Below are 18,936 nucleotides of genomic sequence, written 5' to 3'. Positions count from 1 at the left end.
ATTGTTAATCATTTACAGTGTTCTGCCTTCCTTTCGGGGTTTTTGATAATGAAGACAAAGTATCGAGGCTTATCAGCAGGTTAGTTAAAACTATGCTTAGCTCTATATGTCACTTATTGTTCCTGCTGGCTATTAATAATTCAAACTCTTTACGCTAATATTTTATCAATATAAGATATAATTAAAGGATCTGTACTGTGATATTTAACATGATATAAGTATAAACACTATACGATATTTTAGTAAAAAGATACATTTCCCCATAAAAAATATAATTTCATAAGAATTAGACCTTTAGAATGAGCTAAATCTAGACTGATTTCATTCTGCTTATACCCAATTTCAAGTCAGTTTATAATTCTATATAGAAGAGATTTGCTTCAGATTACCTATATGACCCATAACCGAACATGTAGCTTTGAGGAACACGTTGAAAAAGCAAGCGTTTTATGTTTTTAAATATTAAACCTTTTTGATGTTAAAATAATTATTTAAAAAATCAATTTTTCAAATCCAATTTATAATAAATACGTTACTATAATACACAATATAGTTATAGTTAATTTATGTTAAGTTTAATTATTAAACCTGAATAATAAAATTTAATGTGATTTAATCGAATAATTGTCTTGTGTTATAAATTGAATTTTACTTTTAATTTAGATTATATGCTCTAGACTTTACCCTATCCTAATACAAACAAAATCAAGGTAATAAAGGTGTAAAGATAAGGCCACTCTGTTCATGATAATATTGTAAATAATATGGAGAAGGTTATGATTAAATCAAAGCAGATAGTAAATTCTGTGTATTTTGGTAGAGACATATTCGTGTTATTTATTTCATTCCTGTTTTCATTATATCTTTTTAGTGACAGAGAGTATATGGGGGCTGAATGGGCATTATTTTTAAGTATGTTTTTCTCCTGGTTTTTGTTAGGTTACTGGAAAAACCTGTATAGTGACAACTCTGTGAGGAAAGGTTCGAAGGTTTATAAGTATGCTCAGACTTACATAATGCTAGTTGGCTTCGCATTTGTCTTTTTTGAGGTATTTGGATTACTAGCACCTAATCGTAACGTACTTATTGCGTTTTCATTAGGCATCCCATTAATTGGCATACCTTTAAACTATCTTCTTAATCGCTTTGTAGAAAAGATAGCAGTTAACCAGACGAAACATACGCTAATAGCAGGTATAGGTGATTCTGCTAACCATGCTTACAAGCAACTTCAAAGCAGCCAATTAGCCACTCACAATATTAAAGGTTTTATTAAATGTAAAGAGGAAGAGTGCCAGGTTGAGCAAGATAGGATAGTTGGTGACTTAGATGCCATGAACCAATATCTTATGTCAAATAAGGTTGATGAGATTGTTATCGCATTACCTATTAAAGTTTCCAAAAAAGTAAAGCGTGTAATTGATGCTGCCGATTATCATGGCATTAGGGTTAAGTATATTCCCGATTTTCAAGGTGTTTTGGGTAAGTCATATAAGCTATGCCGTTATGGAAACATGGATGTTATTAATGTAAGACAGGTACCACTCGATAAAAAAAGTGCATCCATCTCCAAATATGTATTTGATGTACTATTCTCTTTCTTTGCACTTCTTTTCCTGATGCCTGTCTTTGCTATTATCGCAATTCTTATTAAACTAGATTCAGATGGACCTATCTTTTATTGCCCAGTCCGGATAGGAAAAGGAGGCAAGCCATTTAGACTCTTCAAGTTTAGAAGCATGAAGGTATGCGATAAGGCAGTAGGAGGAAGTTTATCAACAAAAGCAGGAGACGAGCGTATCACAAAGCTGGGCCGTATCCTGAGAAAATATAGTTTGGATGAATTGCCACAATTCCTAAATGTACTTCTCGGAGATATGAGTGTCGTGGGACCTAGGCCACATAGGAGCTACCTGAACCAACAGTTCCAATCCAGTGAAGAAAAGTACATGATCCGTCATTATTGCAAACCGGGCATAACCGGATGGGCTCAGGTTAATGGTTGGAGAGGCCCTACTGAAACCAAAGAACAGAAAAGCCAGCGCACACAACACGATTTGTGGTATGTCGAAAACTGGACGCTATCGCTTGATTTTAAAATAGTGTATATGACTGTTTTTGACAAAAAGACTCATCTAAGCGCTTTCTAACAGTTTTTATGGTTCCGAATTACAAAAAGTAAACCTGTGATAAGCACGTCTGATCACAGGTTTTTCAGTTTATAAAAGATTGCATTATTAAAGAAGGCCTGCCTTAATTATATGGCAGTAGAAAAGGGAGGTATAGTAAGTTGCTGCAAGGGCCGAATAAAGGTAGGTGTTGTATTAGTCATGTCGTATTTCAATACTTCATGCACCATAAATTGAGTAGTATCGATACATTCGGATAAAAGCTTCTCCCGAATCTTCCTAAACTTTTCGAAGCTTTGATCATCCATTATAAGTTCTTCTGCTTTTGCTATAGCCCGTTCCTGGTCTTCCAAGCTTTCAGTGAAATTGAACACAATGCCATACTTACGCTCTTCCTCATCGGTATAACCTCTGCCATCGTTGTCTAGAAAAATAGCTGGTGTACCGAGTACTGCAGCTTCTGATGCCATTGTAGCGCTTTCGCCAAAAAGCAATGAGCTGTAATAAATAGCGTCGTGCATCTTGTCGAAAGGAATTTTAATTCTGTATTGTTCCAGTTCCTGTGGCAGTTCACCCTCTGACGTAATATATACTTTGGCATGCTTTGCGAGCTGCTGCACAGCTTTAATCTTGTTGACAAGCGACATACCTGTATGCCCAAAATCGTGCGCGGCCGCCCAAGATACGAACCTAACGATGACATACTTTTCGTTTTCATTCACACCTAATATATCAAGTATATCGGGGTCAGGTTTAAAGTAATTAGGATGTAAGTAAGCCAGTTCCATAAAGCTATTGAACCGCACGTGCTTGCTGCCCAGATCAAGACGATAGCAGGCTGGCGTAAAAACCCTGGTAGCAAAAGGAACAGTGAGCTTGTGGTGTAAGGTGGCATGCTCAGTATCACTGAATACTAGCGAGGGCTTGCCAAGCAGCTTGGCCACATGCGAGGGATATGGATGCAGAAAATTAAGGTATAGATCTGGCTCAAGCTCTTGAGACAGGCGGAGTAGTTTCAAGTCAGCATACAGTAGGTAGATGAACTTGCCAATTTTCCCATCCTTCCCTTTACCTCTGTCGATGTAAGGTATACCATAGAGATTAAGCAGACGATGTGCCATCTCTTTATCCCTGGACACAAATAGTATTTCATGTCCTCTGCTGATCATTATTTTAGAGAAGTTTCTAAAATAATGAACGTGTGCGGGATGGTTTATATCGATTAGGACTCTCATAGGCTAACAAAAAAGCAGTGATAAATATGAAATAGCTTCCAGCGATGATACCTTTGTCAAACTTCTATTGATTTGACTATTCTTTCAAGATTCATTGTTAGCTAGTGATTGCAACGCTGCGGAGTAGGCATCTATTCTTAAAGGAAAGATCTTATTCGTATAAGGACTGCTCAAAGCTTATGTTTTCACAGCTCTAAGACCTTATTGTCTATTTTGCTGACAGGTATAGTGCGTAACACAGCAGGTTTTTTGAGGATCGCTAACTGGTATACCTGTTCAAATGATCTACCCATTTTCTCAACAGTGAAATTTTCGTAAATCGTTTTACGACTTACTTCGCCAAATGCCGTCCGCTTTTGTTCATCATTAACCAACTCCATAACATAGGCTGCAATATCTTCTGCTGTATCATGATCTTCTAAAAGATAGCCGTTTACATCATGCCTAATAATTTCTGGAGTTCCCCCTTTATTACTAGCGATTACTGGTTTGCCCAATGTCATATACTCCAATATGGCATTTGATATGCCTTCTCCGTTGGGAGAAAGAAGCATGCCGATATCGCATGCATTAACAAGACTCTCCACTTCGTTTATGGCGCCTTTAAAAAGCATTCTAGGGTTTTTATTAGTCGCTTCTAGCACATGTTGGTAAGTAGGGTCATGTTCAAGATATCCTCCCACGCCAATAAAAGTAATATCGTCGCGCAAAGCAGTGACAATGCGACCAACTTCAACAAACATGTTATAATCTTTATTCGGAGAGACGGATGCAACCATGACTACAGCATACCGTGTATTAATGCCATAAATCTTTTTTATATCCCAAGCATTCTGCAGATTCTCAAAGCGTTCTAGATTCAATCCATTATAAATCACCCTGCTCTTATGTTTTGGAGGTTGAAACGTTGTTAAACCAGCCTTCGAGTTAGAAAGAATAACAGCAGACATGCTGAAAATGAGGCGATCTAAAGCATAGGAAAGAGAAAACTTGCTCGTAGTCGGAGGCGCTGAAGTAATCTGGCTGTTGATGAGCGGGATTGACTCCAGTGCCACAGTTGGTAAGGTATAAAAAGATTGCATCTGTCCCCAGGAATGAATCAAATCGGGGTTAAACTTTTTGCAGTACTTATAAAACTGATAGACCACTGTAGGATCTTTCCGCCGCCATACCTTGGGTAAGATTTGGTACGGAATATCCAGGGTTTGAAATTTAGGATAATGAATTAAATCAGAAGTAAGCAGTACTAGCATCTCGTAACAGCCTTTACTTTTCAGGTAGGTCAAAAGCTCTAATAAACGTCTCTCTTTTCCCCCGGTTCTTAAGCTACCGATAAAAAAAACGATACGGATCTTACTTTGGGTGACTTTCATAATATGAATTCATAAAGTATTGTAGCATTCAGTTAGCTTAAAAGATTAATCTAATTGTCATTAAGAAAACCTACCAGCTCTTTTGTCAGGGGCCGGTAATCATGTTTTGCAGCAACGTATTCCAATACATTGTCAGACATTTGCTTATAACCTTCCGGAGATACAACTGAGAGCTTAGCCAGTAAATCATTAGCATTTTCGTAAACTATACCTAAGTTGAAATCAGATATAATACTGTCAGGGTTTACATTGACACTTGTGAGAATAGGAGTTCCAATTACCATAGCTTCTAAGAAGGTGTTGCTGAAGCCTTCATAGTGCGATGTATTTAGCAGAAATTTCGCTTTTGCCAAAAAGGGGAGTACCTGATCTCGTTTTATGAATCCATAGAAACTTACATTCGGTAGCTCCTTCAACTTATCGAGATAATACAATGTATCAGCATCAATATTGATCGACTCCTTACCTGCTATCAGGAACTTCTGTTGAGGTAGCTTACTGGCAATTTCGTAAAGCAGCTTCAAATTTTTCTGGTATTGGAAAAGTCCCAGCCAAGCAATATAGTTGCGGTAATCACTTCTGTTTTCTACCAGGTTATTCGAAAGGTATATAGGGTTAGATATTTTTTTGACAGGCTTTAGGGGAAACTGTTTTTGGATTTTGTCAAACTGATACTCGTTCTGGCACAGAATGTAATTAGACAACCGCATACCCATATTCTGAAAAGCCCAATTGGCTTTGGAGTGGTTTTTCAAAAACCGTTTATCAACCAAAAAGTCATTTGAGATGCGTTGTATAAATTTTATGTTTAACCGCTGGCAAACTAGACCTATCACGAAAGAGTGCCAGCTTGGAATGCCTTTGTAGAGGTAGTCCGGTTTTGCTTTCTTGAGTTCGCGATACAGGTAAGGTATACGATAGTAAATCCATCTAAACCAGCGAATACCTTTAGTCGAGTCATAACCAGGAATAAACTTAATAGCTTTGCATTCTTCTTTAAGTGTTCCTGTGCGACTCATGTCGGTTATGATGTATACCTCATGACCAAGCGCAAGCAGGCCCTGTATCCAGCCATATGCCTGCACTGCCGCACCACCAGATGGCTTTTCCTCTTTAAGAAGAATATTAATAATCTGGTCATCGTAAAATAAAAACTTAGCCATTAGATAGCATAGTGTAAGTGTTGATAGAATGCGATAAAACGTAATAGTATAATTTGAGCTGCCTGAAATGTAAATTAGGCAACCCAAGAAGGAATAGTTGAGCAATAGATGCTAAATTTAAGCAGGTAATTTATGTAGGTTTACGTCTTTTTTTAGTGCAGGTTTATCTTTTTTTAGTGAAAAGGTGTGATTCTCAGTTTCTCTCTGCTTGGCAACAGGTAGCATGAGTAAAAGCACTATAAACCAGATGTTCTCGATTGTTGTATAACGCCCTGTAGTGGTGTATACCATAAATACAACTACACAATAAAAAAAGATAAGTCTATCTGTCCGGGTTGTGGATCCCTTATAACTTTTCCAAAAGATAGTGAAAATCATGAGCAGGTACAGCACAACCCCAAGTATACCTGTGGAATGTGCCATATTTGTTAGGTCTGAGTGCAATGTACGCTCTTCAAAAATCCCTTTTCCATAGTTGCCAGCGCTATCGAACAGGCCATACCCAAACCAGGGACTATAATCCTCATAAATAAACATATCTTCATAGAGCACCTCATACTCTAGGAAGCGTTTTTCTTCTTCCAATTCACGCTCTGCCAGGTTGCGATGCTCGTAACGTTCGATGAGAACGGTCATGAAACTAGTATTTGCTATGATTGCAAAACCCAGTATAGCCACTATACCGCTAAAAGCTACAACTTTAAGGAGACTTCGCTGCGTTAACAGCAGCAGCACTGCAACGGCTATACCTATCGCAGCAAGTCCCATAACCGACCTTCGTAGAGATAGTGTTACAAAAGAAAATGAAATAACGAACAGCAAAAAATAGATAATGCTTTTTTGATTCACCGCTCTAATCAAGACTACAAAAATGGCGAGAGAGAGCACATTAAAATCAGTAGCGAATAAGTTGCCATATAAAATGCCTGTAGTAATACCATACATGGCGTTAGGCGCATAGCCTACAAAGGTAGAGATCGCCACATTCACTACAAAAATCAGTAGGATGATAAATGCCGCCTGCGATAATTCTTTTAAAAGTATCTCACGCTCAAATTTTCGATAAATGGAGATAATTAAAGGGATAGCGAATAAAAGCCAAGCCACTGAAAACAATGGAGCCCGAATACTCTCGATGTCAGGTGACTGCGTCAGCAATACGGCATAATAGAGCAACAGAGCCAGTGTGAATGGGTTTTCGCGCAAAAAGGAAATGTTGTTGTAAATAAAGTATAAAATGAAAAGTGTGAAGATGATGTAGTATGTCATTGCGGGTAGCACCGGCGTAATGACAGTTTGGGCAAAGATGAGAGTAGGTATGTAAATGATAGCCAACTCTTTCTTATACACAAACAAGTATAGCGTAAATACGATAATGAAAATCTCAGTGGCTAGGAAGAAAAGCTCTATCATACCTTTGTTACTTTAGGTTGTCTAAAAATTGACGGGCAAAGGCCACATTTTCCTGTATGGGTCTGCTGGCCTCTAATCGACAAACTTTTACGCCATTTTGCTCCAGCGCCGCCACGGCAATGTTTAGCAACTGGCGCCATTTTTTTGTTTCATTTTCCAATGTATCCTGATCTGCGTTAAGGTGGGATGCTATCACTTTGGTACGTTGGGCCAGCCGCTGCGTGATGAGGCTTATATCCGGTGTATCAATAAACAGTACAGCATAGGGTTTAGGTATTAGCGCCAAGTAAGTATCTAGTGTCTTTTTAACAGTCTGGTAGTCATCATGAAGCAGAAAGGATTTTTGCAGAAACCCCTCTTCCATTAAGCAGGGAGCTCCGTTAGATTTTTCGTGTATGACTTGGTACCGGCAAAAGTCGTAGAACAAAAGGAAGGATGACCTAAAGCGGTTGCCAACCTCTTGGTTCGAGGGCGTGTCAGAGCAAGCCAGAAGATTCCAGCAGAAGTTAACCAAATCACTGTTACCGTCCGAAAACCGGAGTCCGAAGTTCAAGGGTATGCTATTTTCCTTCGGTTTTTTCAATACTCTTCTTAAGTTATACTCGACCCAGTCAAATACTTGGCTAATAGAGGGCTTAGGCAATGCCTGTAGTTCATACTCATGTATCCAACTTGCGGCAGGTGTCCAAGACGCGCATAAGTCTTGGTAAATGGCCGATTTGCCTATGCCAGGGGGACCTATAACTTCTATTACTTTCGAATTCATTGGGTTGATTATATTACAAATTTTCCCAGATTACCTGTTTCACACGCAGCAGCACCTGCTCGTAAGGCTGGTCAGCATCTATATCAATCACTTGAGAGCTACCAAAGGATATTTTAGAGATGTTTTCACATTTCAATTTAATCATGTCTGTATTGTGTTCGGGCTTACGGGCGCATGCTACCTCTGGGCTCACCAATAATCTAAAGACAAGGTCGGCGTCATAGTCGCGCACTTGTCTAAATTTCTTCATTTCCAGGTCCGCGCACCAGTCCTTTGGCAGCAAGTGTGGGCCGTCGTTCATGCCCTTTACATCTAGTTGAGGGAAGCGGTCGCAAATCACCACACTACCAGTACGGCTCATCTTTTTTGCATGCTCCAGCATTTCTATCTTTCGGTTAATTAAAAGAGGGTAGTAGGTGTTGCCGATCAGTTTTCTGAGTATCTGAGAAAATCTATCCCGCTTAAACAACAGATCGGTCTTGGAGATAATCTGCTTGTTGTAACTGAATATGAAAGGGTTCTTTCCGAAATAAAAATAGTGGGCATCGATCTTGTACGTCAGCCAGTTTAAGACATCCCGGGTGAGGGTGCTTTTGCCGGATCCGTCGCTTCCCACAAAAGCGATCACCTTGCCACCCTTAACCAAGGTTTTTCCGAACTTAAATGGGCCGGACAACTTGGATGATGCCCTTGAAGACCTGATGCGGAGTTTATGCAGGTGAGATTTCAAAACCGAAACCGACCAGGGCGTTCGGTAATATGACTTTAGCTGTTCATAAAAATAGATCGACACACCCAGTATACTTGCCGACTTTTGATTGGCCATAATACTGTGGACAGTGGCACCAAAATCAGGGGGCACCCGGAGTTGCAATTCCTTGCACAGCTGGCTGAGCTCTTCAGAATTTGTTTTGGATAGCAGGTATGCCAGTTCTTCTTTTAAATAAACAGGTATAGTCGGGTTGCTTTTTAAACGCTCGGATGGAGGCATTTTGGCCCATATTCTGATGAACAGAATGATTGCCTCTAGTGCGGGCGTAGGTATAGGCCAGCCTGTGGCCGCATCATAAATTACGTGTTCGAAAAATTGCTCTAACCAAGGCAGGTATAAGTGTTTTACGTGTTGTATACCTGTAACCAATGCATAGTGGGTATGCAAGTGCAGGAGGTTACCCGTTGCTTCATCAAAGCCTAGCCAATCTTCAACCAGTGGATAGGAGCTCCATGCCTGGCTAATTATTTTCTTATAGCCCAGTTGAGTCAGACAAGCCTCATACTTGGCACAATCATCAGGTTGCACAAGCAAATCGAGATCAGTTTTGCCCGCCAGGGATTTTAGGAGGTGCCCGTTGCTCTTCCAATGTGCAAAGCGAATTTCATGCGCTAAGAGCTTTTGAAGAAGCCTTTCCGATTCCTGGGTCACAACATATGTAGTCGTAGTAGTATTAGTTATCATCACGTTTAAATAGTTTAATCCTTGAAGCAAGCTCCAATACAGCTTCCTTTTCCGCACGGCCTAAACCGATGAACCAGAATACAATGCCAATAACAGGTATGGTAAGCGCCCCGATCAAGGTAAGTGATACCCAGTCTGTGATCGTAATAGTCTGACCTATAAAAATTGCCAGGGCGAACAATGCAGACGTTATGAGGATAGGCCGAATCTGTTTCAAACCCATATAGTTGAACTGCATGTGCATAAGCTTACTGAGGAGTAGGGGGTAGCCAACCGAGAGTACCAGGCGACCTATCAGTATACTAAGGCAAAGCCCGATAATGTGGAAATTTTCGATCAGGAAAAAGGACAAGGCAATGGTAAGGGCAGAAGCTATAATTGCCAGGTATACTTTCATCTTCAGGTTCAGGCTGACGTTAATAATGTTGCTGTCGATCTGGAAGAATATGGCCTGCACCGATATCAAAAGGATCAGAAGATTTTCTGTATTGCCTGCATAATGTTCGGCCCCCACCCATAGGTAAATGAAGGACTTGTTATAGAGCAGAATGACAGCGCCCAGTGAAGCCACTAACATCCAATTTAGTGTGATAACTAAGCTGCGGGCCTGCTGCACCTTGTCATACTCTTTCTTGCCATATAAGCTACCTATACCTGGTATCACGCCATTTACAACTGCATTGATAAATCCCTCTAAAGCAAAAGATGTGAAAAGAGTTATGGCATACTGTGTCACATAAATAGGCCCTGCCAGGTAACCCAGAATAATTTTGTCACTGCTAAACAAGAACATTTTGGAGACGGTAAAGCCCATAAACCAGCCGCTCAATTTGCTGTAGGAAAGCACCTTGGCTTTAGTAGTTTTGGCGAAGCCAAACCAGGGGACATGCTTTTTTACTATAAAGTAAAACGTAATACCTGTCGCTAGGGCAACGGCAACTCCTACTGCCGATAAACCAATAAGACCATAGCCCTGCGTTATAACAAATATTTTGAGTGCCCCGCCAAAAACTATGATGACTGCCCTAAAGCCCATGCGCTTATACCCCATGTTCATACCGCGCAGTACCGACTCAAACAGATCGAACAGTTTGTTGGTGACCAATGTCAAAATAAGCAGCGAACAGGTAATACGAATGATGGTGTGATACTCAGGCCCGGCATGTGTAATAACTGGAGCGTACCAGACAATTATAGCACCAATCACTAAGATGATCGGCAGGATAAAAACAGTGACAATAAGTGCAGTAGTAAGATCACTTCTTAGCTCTTGATCCGAAGCGAGGTCTCTTTTCTGAGCTATAGACCACTTCAGGACCTGTGTAGCGCGGGTATCAGCAACATTGGCGAATCCAGTCATCTGGAGAAGCATTTGCCAGATACCATACATCGATCCTCCAAGGCCAGCTACTATATACGGACTCACAATAAAGCCCACAATTTGAACACCGGCATAGTCAATTATACTAGTAATAGAATTGAGGTAAGCACGCTGTCTTAAATTTTCTTTAGGCTTTGGAGCAAGTGGCGCTGTCAACTTAGTCTTCAAGAGAAGGGTGTTTTAGAATGTAAAATCAGTTAGAGCAAGGCACTTAGTATAGATAGAATATAAAGCAACTATTGAGATAGTGCATACTGTATCCCTGAATAGGATTTGAGAAGGATTGGCTGGTTTAAGAGTTTACAAATCAGGTTATATTCAGTGCTTCCGGCTGTATTTCTTGCTGCTTTTTAATAGAATAAAACTTAGTATACCAATCAGTGAATTTCTTCAATCCATAAGCTATTGTTGTATCAGGTTTATAATTGAAGTTCTCTATCAAGTCATCTACATTGGCCCATGTGGCAGTGACATCACCCGGTTGGTTGCCCCGCATCTCAAGGATCGCCTTTTTGCCCATGCATCTTTCAATCTCACTTATAAATGCCATAAGCTGCACTGGCTTATTGTTTCCAATATTATAGATACGATAGGGGGCCGTTGAGCGGGAAGGATCCGGATTTTCGCTATCCCATTCTTTGTAAGGCTCAGCCGGTTTATCCATCACATTTACAATGCCCGCTACTACATCGTCGATGTATGTAAAGTCTCGCTTCATCTCGCCATTATTAAAAACTTGTATCGGCTTGTTGTTGAGAATAGCGTCAGCAAACAAGAAGTAAGCCATATCCGGACGGCCCCATGGCCCATAAACGGTAAAGAAGCGCAGCCCGGAAGTTGGGATATTGTACAGGTGGCTGTAGGTATGAGCCATCAACTCATTGGCCTTTTTACTGGCTGCATACAGCGACACAGGGTGGTCTACGTTGTGTTTCACTGAAAAAGGCATCACACCATTCAGCCCGTACACGCTCGATGAACTAGCGTATACCAGGTGTTGAACTTTGAAATGACGACTTGCTTCCAGTATATTCAGAAAACTGATTAGATTTGACTGCGCATATACATCTGGGTTTGTAATAGAATAACGTACGCCGGCCTGTGCAGCCAAATGCATGATCACATCAAATTTTTCCCTCTCGCATAAAGCCATCAGCGCCTCCTTATTCTCGAGGTTCATTCTGTAAAAGCTGTAGTTAGGGTACTTAAAGCTTTTCACTTCTGTATCCCAATCTACGAGTTCTTCACATATACCGCTTTCAGCCAATCGGGCAAATTTTAGTTTAGTGTCATAGTAGTCGTTAATATTATCAACACCGACCACTTGATTTCCTCTTTGAAGTAGTTTTTCCGCCAGGTGGAAACCTACAAATCCTGCTGTTCCAGTAACTAAAATTTTCATGGCTAGGGTCGATTTTACATTATGAGACTGAAATATTTTATGCGAATTATAATTGATTAAGCGTTTGCTGCAGCGCCACGACCTCTGTAAGTCTTATCAGTATACTTGTGTTCAAAGCCATATCCGTACCCATAGCCGTATTGCCCTTTCACAAAACCTCGTGGTTTCACGCCATTGAAGACAATAGCAACATTGTTCAAAGATTTAATCTTATTGTCGTGTGCCAGGCGTTGTACAAGTGGTTTTGGAGTATAAGCATGGCGCATCACTAGCAGTGATATATCGCAGTACTCTGATAGCAGATAGGCATCAGAAACCAAATCGACCGGTGGCGTGTCAATGATCAAATAATCGTAGGTTAGTTCCAGGTAAGAGATCAGATCTTCCAGTTTGGGGTTGAGCAGTAATTCGGTATGATCACCTACATTGGTTCCTGCAGGTAGTACAGACAAGTTAGTGAACTCTGTTTCGTTTATGATCTCGGGTGGAGTGATGTTACCTTCTGATAGGTATTCAATAATCCCCCTAGTTTTGTAGAGGTTGAATTGCATCGAAGTATTCGGGTTACGTAAGTCCAGATCGAGCAGGGCAACTTTTTTGCCGGAGGAGGCTAAGCTGAGTGCCAGATTGGTGCTCACATAGCTTTTGCCCTCACCAGGTATGCTGGATGTTACCATGATCTTCTTTTTCGTGAAGGTCCTGCCATAGAGCCCAAGCGTAACTCTAAGCTGCCTGAACTGTTCGACCACTGCTACTTCACTTGGGGCTTTAAATACACCTTTCTTATGGTTCTTATTGAAAGAAAGCTCTGCTACGATAGGCGCAGATGTATATAAGGCTATTTCAGAGCGGAAAAGGATCTTTGAATTTAGGAGTTCCTTGCCTGCAATTAACACCAGGCCCAAAACACAGGCTATGATCACTGAGACCAGGTATGTGTAAAGCGGTTTTGGACTTACAGGAATAGGGGATGTGCCTGCCATATCGATTACTTTGCTGTCTTCAGCAGTAGGAGCATAGGAAAGAACTGTTTCTTCCCGCTTTTGAAGCAAGAAATTATAGGCGTTATTCTTTACCATTTGCTGACGAGTCAACTCCATTAGTTCTCGCTCTTTGTGCGGTATAGATTGTAAGGAGTTGTTGTAACCACTGTTTGTAGAAGACAGATTGTTACGGCTCGCCTGTAGGTTCACCCGCTGGTTACGGATATTCTCAATAATTCGCGGACGTATGTTCTCTATCTCATTTGTGATCGAAACTAAGATTGGGTTATTCTCAGCTGTCGTGTTTCGCAATTTCTGATACTGTATTTCTGAATCGTATAGTTTTTGAAGAAGTTGATTGAGTGAGGGGTCGTTTACACCGAGTGTGGAAGGAACAAAACTGCCCGATGTATTTTCAGACTGGACATAACGCTCTACTTTACTCAGCACAGCCAACTGCGTGTTGATCTCGGAAATTTTACGGTCATTATCACGTACATTTTCCAGGTATAGTTTGCCCTGCTCGCTGAGATTTACACCGCCCTGTGTAGACTTAAACTGAACGACCTTATTTTCTAAAGCCTCTAACTCTTCAGTTGCCATTTTAATGCGTTCCTCTATAAAGGCTAGCGTATTGGCAGCCAACTTACTACGTTCTCTTACTGCAAGTTCTTTGTAAGAAGCGATCAGCATGTTCAGAATGTCTTCACCACGTTGAGGAACTGAATCTTTCAGATAGAGGTTAATCACCGCTGACACTTTACTCAAGGCTTGTATCCTTATTTTTGCCATCAATTCATCTGTCACATTAGCAGGATTCGTAATTGTAAAATAAAGAGGCCCTGTAGCAGCTGTTGTCATATTGGGGTTTTTGGCAAACCTGACAATACCATAGGGTGACCTGACCCATTTGTTAATAGGGTAGCTTTTATTATCGATCGTAACTGTTCCATTATCCACAGTAAAATAAGTTTTAAGAACTTCTGTGGCTTCAGCAGGATTTTTTAGTTCAATGATTATGGGAGAAGAGGTGTAGGCAGAAACAGACTTAAACTGCATTTCCTCCTGGATGGGGGCATAGAGGTGCAGATCATTTACAACTTTGCTCAAAAGCGAGCGAGAATGTATAATGTTGATTTCGTTCTCTACAACTTTGTTGGTTGTAAAGTTATCCATCGACTCTGTTATGCGTGACTCACTTACGCCCTTGTTTTCATCTTTGATAATCATGGAGGCAGTAACCTCATATGAAGGTATAGCCAAAAAGTTTTGATAAACCCAACCACCTGTTATAGATAAAACGAGCAATATTATGAAGAGAGGCCAATAAGGGAGATACTTATAAGCTAATGAAACGAAGAAGTTATCTTCTGCATTAGGATTATTATTCGACATAAGTTTACTGTTTAAATTATCTTGTTAATCTGTCTAGGGCAATTATCACAATGGTTAATCCACTGAATACTACTGGAAGCCATTGACGCACGTTACTTGCACTCTGAATCTTGGTTTTGTTTGGCTCGACATAGATGATGTCGTTTGACTTCAGGTAGTAGTATGGGGAGGCAAAGAGTTCTTTCGAAGTAAGATCTAACCGAGTAAGTTTTTTAACGCCATTTTCCTCACGAATCAAAAGCACATTATTCCGGCTAGCATATATAGTAAGGTCCCCAGCTAAGCCAAGCGCTTCCAATAGTGTTATCTTTTCATTAGGCACAGTTAGTACAGAGGGGCGTGCTACTTCACCTAACACAGAAATTTTATAATTGAGGTATCGTATATCGACTACAGGTTCAACTAAAAGCTTTTTCTGAATTAACTGATTTCTTATACCTTCTTGAAAATCTTTTTTTGTTATACCCGCAGCTTTTGTCTTCCCGAGTAATGGTAGTTGCACATTGCCTTCCTGATCAACCAAATAGCCAATAACAGGGGCTACTGTGCTTTGAGCAGTTGCATTGTTCATCCTCATACTCGAATTAGATGATACATTAAAAACCTCAGAAGCCGCAGGGTTCAAGCTACTGATTGTAATGCTTAAGAGGTCATTAGGTTGTATGACGGGTTCTAAACTTTCAGTACTACCCTTTATCTCGCTATTACCAATGTTATTGAAATATACAGCGTCTTTAGTACTCACACAGGCGGAGAGCAAAGGGATTAGTAGTGTAGCGTATGAAAGTAAGCAAATCAGTCGACGTAGATTCATATACATAAGGGTTTTGGACAGGTTCGGAATCTTGATAGAACATATAAAAACTATAAAACTTGGGCTTAAAAGTCAAAGTTTTATAGTTTTTTATACAATACGTTATGGACTGAAGTAAGTTTTTATATAAAATTAAATGGTGAATAATTTTTCAATGATATATAAACCTGCAGTTGAATAAAGGGGTGTTTTAATGCTATTTATTTAATAGGAAATGGCTATATTATTTGATTTCAGGCGGGTTAACTGAAGAAGTATAAACGCGAAGAGGCTGTATTAACTTTCTTTTTTAAAGCTGGCACTAGGTTAATACAAATTGGTGTCTTTTAACCTAGTGTCAGCTTTAAAAGAAAGTTAGTTGCTTCAGATGGCTTGGTGTAGTTCAACTTAGTTAGAATGTTTTTTCAAAACACGTCCTGTTCTAACTATAATTTGCTGATCTTCTTCTCTCACAACCTTCCCATTCACCAGTATATACCTAAACCCACTAGCCTCTTGGTGCGGATTTTCGTAAGTAGCGTTTTCCCGGATCTCTTCAGGATTAAAAAGGAGTAAGTCAGCTTTATATCCCTGCTTAACTAAGCCACGATTAGGCAGTCCAATGGTCTTAGCGGACAATCCCGTCATTTTGTGCACAGCTTCCTCCAATGATAGTAGTTTTTTCTGCACCACATAAGTCTCCAGTATACGGGCGAAGGCTCCGAAACTGCGGGGGTGGCGCATGGTGGGGCTGCCATCCGTGCAGACCATCACGTGCGGGTCCTTCAGAAAGGTCTCCTGCAGGGTTTCGTCCATGATGAAGTAGGCACCGTCGGCACCGTAGGGTCCGATATCTTCCATCAGTGCCAACTCAAAAGGTTTGTTCAGTTCCTCAGCCACCTGTTGCAGCGTTTTACTTTTATAGGGTCCGGAGCCGATCAGGGTCGCTTCCGGACCGTTGCGCTGTATGATCTTGTTGCGCAGAAAAGTGGCAAGCTCCTGACGGCGGGTCTTCAGCACTTCCTGGTAATCATGCGGTTTTTTGGCCCAGTCCGGGAAGAGGATGGCGATGCCGGTATAGCTGGCGGTGTAAGGGTAAAAGTCGGCTGTTACCTGTATACCTTGCTGACGGGCAGAGTCCAGCACTTGCAGCACGCGGTTAGCGCGTTCTTCGCCTTTGCCATATACTACCTTGATATGCGACACATGCACCGGGCAGTACTTGCCCTGTTCCATTAGTTCTCTGATCGACGCTTCTACAAAGGCATCATCCTCATTGCGCATGTGGCTCATGATGATGCCTCCTTTGTTACCCACAATTTCAGCAAGTCTGTTCAATTCAGTTGGGCGGGCATAGTAGCCAGGATTGTACTCCAAGCCGGTGGTCATACCGAAGCAGCCTGCATCGAGGGCGTCTGTGAGGAGCTGTTCCAGTTTGGCCATACCTGGCTCTGATGGGATGGAATCATACTCTATACCTGACAGCATACGCAGGGTATTATGACCGGCAAACATAGCCACGTTTACGCCAAGTTCTTTCCCATCTACTTCACGCATCCATTCTTTCAGGTTTTCGCGCTGCGGACTGAAGCCGTCCTGGCCCAGGCAGATCGTCGTGATCCCCATCGAAAGGAAATTGGAAAAGTCAGGTGTCTCAAGCGGATCGCCGTGTGCGTGCGTGTCAATAAAGCCCGGCGTTAGGTATAGGCCAGCGGCATTGATGGTGCGATCAGCTGTGTAAGTTTTAGAGGTATCCGTATCGATCAGCGCAATAGAGTCACCGTTTATCAGGACCTGGGCCGCGTAGGCAGCACTCCCCGTACCGTCTACCACCATGGCATTGCGGATCAGTAGTTCATACCGGTTTTGATCAGTAGCGACCTGCTGACAGGATGCGAATACGAGTGATGCAACGACTAACTTGACAAACAGGGCGGCGCGGCGATACAGTTTTTCCATGCTTAAAGATAATTTATTAGCGATGAAAAGCAATATTATACCTGCTCCGTTTGCACCTTCCTGAAGAAAAATACCAGATCATAAAATATTTTTTTCTTCATACTATATATTTTTTTTCAAGTGCTAAGTATGTGTTCAACTTATTGTAAATCAATGCTGTGGTAGTGATTTTGAATCTGGTGTTCAAAGAATTTACAGGTATGGCAACGACTTATTTTAGGCTATTTTAATTGCACTGGCACGCAACTTGTAATTACCCATACAACAGAGTTTAATTGTTTTAACTAAACTGAAATTGTTATGAAAAAGGTAAGCTATATCATGAGCCTGGCACTGATGGCATCAGTAGCTTTTGGCGGATCGGCTGAGGCGCAGGAAAAAAGAACAGGCTGGAGCCCTCAGGCAAAAGGTGCTGTGATCGGTGCCGGTACAGGTGCTGCAGCAGGTGCTATTATACATAAGCGTAACCGCGTAGTAGGTGGTGTTGTAGGTGGTGTAGCCGGGGGCGCCGTAGGTTACGGTGTAGGCAAGGTCATCGACAACAAGCAGAAGGAGCGTGAGGCGGAAGCAGCCCGTGTAGCGGCAGCCGAAAGAGCAGCCGCAGCCCAGCGTGCCGCAGCTGCAGAACGTTCGGCGGCAGCCAACAGAGCGACAGTTGCGAAAAACACGCCGGCTCCAGCTCCAGCTAAAAAAGCAGCCACTCCTCAGACAAGTCTGGCAATGGCCACCCCAGCTGAAACAGCAGCAGCCAATTCACTGGCGATGATGTATGCATCTGAAGATGGACCAACGCCACAAGTAGTGTATGCTAACTTCCTGCCTAACCTGGATTATGGTGACCGCAGCAAGCCTTACTATACTTCTGAGGTTCGACGTAAGAGCTGGTAACATGTTTACCCTTATCCCATTCCCGGTGCTTAGCCGGGAATGGGTATAAATCCAACGATGCCGTTTTCACGTATGGCGTCGTGGTTTACTCACCAAAATTTAGAAATCATGAAAAATATACTTTATACCCTGTTTGCCCTTTTCTTCCTGGCTTCGTGCGCGAAGTCTGATGGAGGAGAGTCAGTGGATGTTCGTGAACTGAACCAGGAGTTTATTAGTGCCTGGAATGCACGGGACTCTGACAAAGTGATCTCGATGATGGCCGAGGATGTGCAGTTCCTGCAAGGCGAGGTGATCTATAGAGGCAAGTCTGAAGTGTCAGACAAGTGGGTGCGCGAGACAATGGGCACCATTGCTGACCTGAAAACCTACCCCGTTAGCTCCGGCACTGATACGCAGATCGCCTACGAGGCCGGTACGTTCTCAGTAGATGTGCTGCCGGTAAGCCCGGGCGAACCCCGTGGACTTGGAGAAGGTAACTTTATGCTGCTTTGGAAGAAGGCCAGCGATGGTAACTGGAAACTAAGCTACGCGCAGCTGGAAGGACACCCGGTTGTTGCCCGAAATTAGAAGGTTAAAAATTGATAATAAAAAAAGCGG

General features: G+C 41.7%; 14 protein-coding genes. 3 read left to right on the top strand and 11 right to left on the bottom strand.

Features of this window, described 5'->3' with window-relative positions; genetic code table 11:
- Positions 1 to 764 precede the first annotated feature (764 nt).
- Complete coding sequence (locus I0P70_RS15665) at positions 765 to 2,150, top strand: exopolysaccharide biosynthesis polyprenyl glycosylphosphotransferase (protein WP_196119813.1); 1,386 nt, start codon at positions 765 to 767, stop codon at positions 2,148 to 2,150.
- 107 nt (positions 2,151 to 2,257) lie between these two features.
- On the opposite strand, the gene I0P70_RS15660 is transcribed toward I0P70_RS15665, so the two are convergent.
- The 11 genes from I0P70_RS15660 to I0P70_RS15610 all read right to left on the bottom strand — a co-directional run bounded on the left by I0P70_RS15660 (position 2,258) and on the right by I0P70_RS15610 (position 17,448).
- Positions 2,258 to 3,364 (bottom strand): DUF354 domain-containing protein, encoded by a 1,107-nt coding sequence (locus tag I0P70_RS15660; RefSeq protein WP_196119803.1) that lies wholly within the window; start codon positions 3,362 to 3,364, stop codon positions 2,258 to 2,260.
- 185 nt (positions 3,365 to 3,549) lie between these two features.
- Positions 3,550 to 4,737 carry a glycosyltransferase gene (locus I0P70_RS15655; protein WP_196119801.1) on the bottom strand — a complete coding sequence of 396 codons (1,188 nt, stop codon included), beginning with the start codon at positions 4,735 to 4,737 and terminating at the stop codon, positions 3,550 to 3,552.
- Positions 4,738 to 4,787: 50 nt separating this feature from the next.
- A complete protein-coding gene (locus I0P70_RS15650; RefSeq protein WP_196119799.1) occupies positions 4,788 to 5,900 on the bottom strand; it encodes a glycosyltransferase family 4 protein in 1,113 nt (370 codons plus the stop codon).
- Positions 5,901 to 6,017: 117 nt separating this feature from the next.
- Complete coding sequence (locus I0P70_RS15645) at positions 6,018 to 7,313, bottom strand: O-antigen ligase (protein WP_196119798.1); 1,296 nt, start codon at positions 7,311 to 7,313, stop codon at positions 6,018 to 6,020.
- Positions 7,314 to 7,320: 7 nt separating this feature from the next.
- Complete coding sequence (locus tag I0P70_RS15640; protein WP_196119796.1) at positions 7,321 to 7,677, bottom strand: hypothetical protein; 357 nt, start codon at positions 7,675 to 7,677, stop codon at positions 7,321 to 7,323.
- A gap of 415 nt (positions 7,678 to 8,092) precedes the next feature.
- Complete coding sequence (locus I0P70_RS15635) at positions 8,093 to 9,379, bottom strand: hypothetical protein (RefSeq protein WP_370583237.1); 1,287 nt, start codon at positions 9,377 to 9,379, stop codon at positions 8,093 to 8,095.
- Between the two features lie 145 nt (positions 9,380 to 9,524).
- Positions 9,525 to 11,072, bottom strand: coding sequence for an oligosaccharide flippase family protein (locus I0P70_RS15630; protein WP_230392242.1), 1,548 nt, complete (start codon positions 11,070 to 11,072; stop codon positions 9,525 to 9,527).
- 151 nt (positions 11,073 to 11,223) lie between these two features.
- Complete coding sequence (locus I0P70_RS15625) at positions 11,224 to 12,318, bottom strand: NAD-dependent epimerase (protein WP_196119790.1); 1,095 nt, start codon at positions 12,316 to 12,318, stop codon at positions 11,224 to 11,226.
- Between the two features lie 56 nt (positions 12,319 to 12,374).
- Positions 12,375 to 14,696 (bottom strand): polysaccharide biosynthesis tyrosine autokinase, encoded by a 2,322-nt coding sequence (locus tag I0P70_RS15620; protein WP_196119788.1) that lies wholly within the window; start codon positions 14,694 to 14,696, stop codon positions 12,375 to 12,377.
- A gap of 16 nt (positions 14,697 to 14,712) precedes the next feature.
- A complete protein-coding gene (locus tag I0P70_RS15615; RefSeq protein WP_230392234.1) occupies positions 14,713 to 15,510 on the bottom strand; it encodes a polysaccharide biosynthesis/export family protein in 798 nt (265 codons plus the stop codon).
- A gap of 387 nt (positions 15,511 to 15,897) precedes the next feature.
- Complete coding sequence (locus I0P70_RS15610) at positions 15,898 to 17,448, bottom strand: amidohydrolase family protein (RefSeq protein ID WP_196119783.1); 1,551 nt, start codon at positions 17,446 to 17,448, stop codon at positions 15,898 to 15,900.
- A 300-nt stretch (positions 17,449 to 17,748) separates the two neighbouring features.
- On the opposite strand from I0P70_RS15610, the gene I0P70_RS15605 reads away from it, so the two are divergent.
- Positions 17,749 to 18,336, top strand: a complete 588-nt coding sequence (locus I0P70_RS15605) for a hypothetical protein (protein WP_196119781.1) — start codon at positions 17,749 to 17,751, stop codon at positions 18,334 to 18,336.
- A 108-nt stretch (positions 18,337 to 18,444) separates the two neighbouring features.
- Positions 18,445 to 18,906 (top strand): DUF4440 domain-containing protein, encoded by a 462-nt coding sequence (locus I0P70_RS15600; protein WP_196119779.1) that lies wholly within the window; start codon positions 18,445 to 18,447, stop codon positions 18,904 to 18,906.
- Positions 18,907 to 18,936 lie beyond the last annotated feature (30 nt).

This window comes from Pontibacter sp. FD36 (genome assembly GCF_015686655.1).
Taxonomy (GTDB): Bacteria; Bacteroidota; Bacteroidia; order Cytophagales; family Hymenobacteraceae; genus Pontibacter.
Note: the sequence above shows the minus strand (reverse complement) of the source record. Positions and strands in the feature narration are given on the sequence as shown.

What these genes read in the sequence shown, in the direction of transcription:
- I0P70_RS15650 (WP_196119799.1), bottom strand. Translation starts at nt 5,900, where the DNA reads ATGGCTAAGTTTTTATTTTACGATGACCAGATTATTAATATTCTTCTT.
- I0P70_RS15620 (WP_196119788.1), bottom strand. Translation starts at nt 14,696, where the DNA reads ATGTCGAATAATAATCCTAATGCAGAAGATAACTTCTTCGTTTCATTA.
- I0P70_RS15610 (WP_196119783.1), bottom strand. Translation starts at nt 17,448, where the DNA reads ATGGAAAAACTGTATCGCCGCGCCGCCCTGTTTGTCAAGTTAGTCGTT.
- I0P70_RS15665 (WP_196119813.1), top strand. Translation starts at nt 765, where the DNA reads ATGGAGAAGGTTATGATTAAATCAAAGCAGATAGTAAATTCTGTGTAT.
- I0P70_RS15645 (WP_196119798.1), bottom strand. Translation starts at nt 7,313, where the DNA reads ATGATAGAGCTTTTCTTCCTAGCCACTGAGATTTTCATTATCGTATTT.
- I0P70_RS15615 (WP_230392234.1), bottom strand. Translation starts at nt 15,510, where the DNA reads ATGAATCTACGTCGACTGATTTGCTTACTTTCATACGCTACACTACTA.
- I0P70_RS15625 (WP_196119790.1), bottom strand. Translation starts at nt 12,318, where the DNA reads ATGAAAATTTTAGTTACTGGAACAGCAGGATTTGTAGGTTTCCACCTG.
- I0P70_RS15660 (WP_196119803.1), bottom strand. Translation starts at nt 3,364, where the DNA reads ATGAGAGTCCTAATCGATATAAACCATCCCGCACACGTTCATTATTTT.
- I0P70_RS15605 (WP_196119781.1), top strand. Translation starts at nt 17,749, where the DNA reads ATGAAAAAGGTAAGCTATATCATGAGCCTGGCACTGATGGCATCAGTA.
- I0P70_RS15600 (WP_196119779.1), top strand. Translation starts at nt 18,445, where the DNA reads ATGAAAAATATACTTTATACCCTGTTTGCCCTTTTCTTCCTGGCTTCG.
- I0P70_RS15655 (WP_196119801.1), bottom strand. Translation starts at nt 4,737, where the DNA reads ATGAAAGTCACCCAAAGTAAGATCCGTATCGTTTTTTTTATCGGTAGC.
- I0P70_RS15640 (WP_196119796.1), bottom strand. Translation starts at nt 7,677, where the DNA reads ATGGAAGAGGGGTTTCTGCAAAAATCCTTTCTGCTTCATGATGACTAC.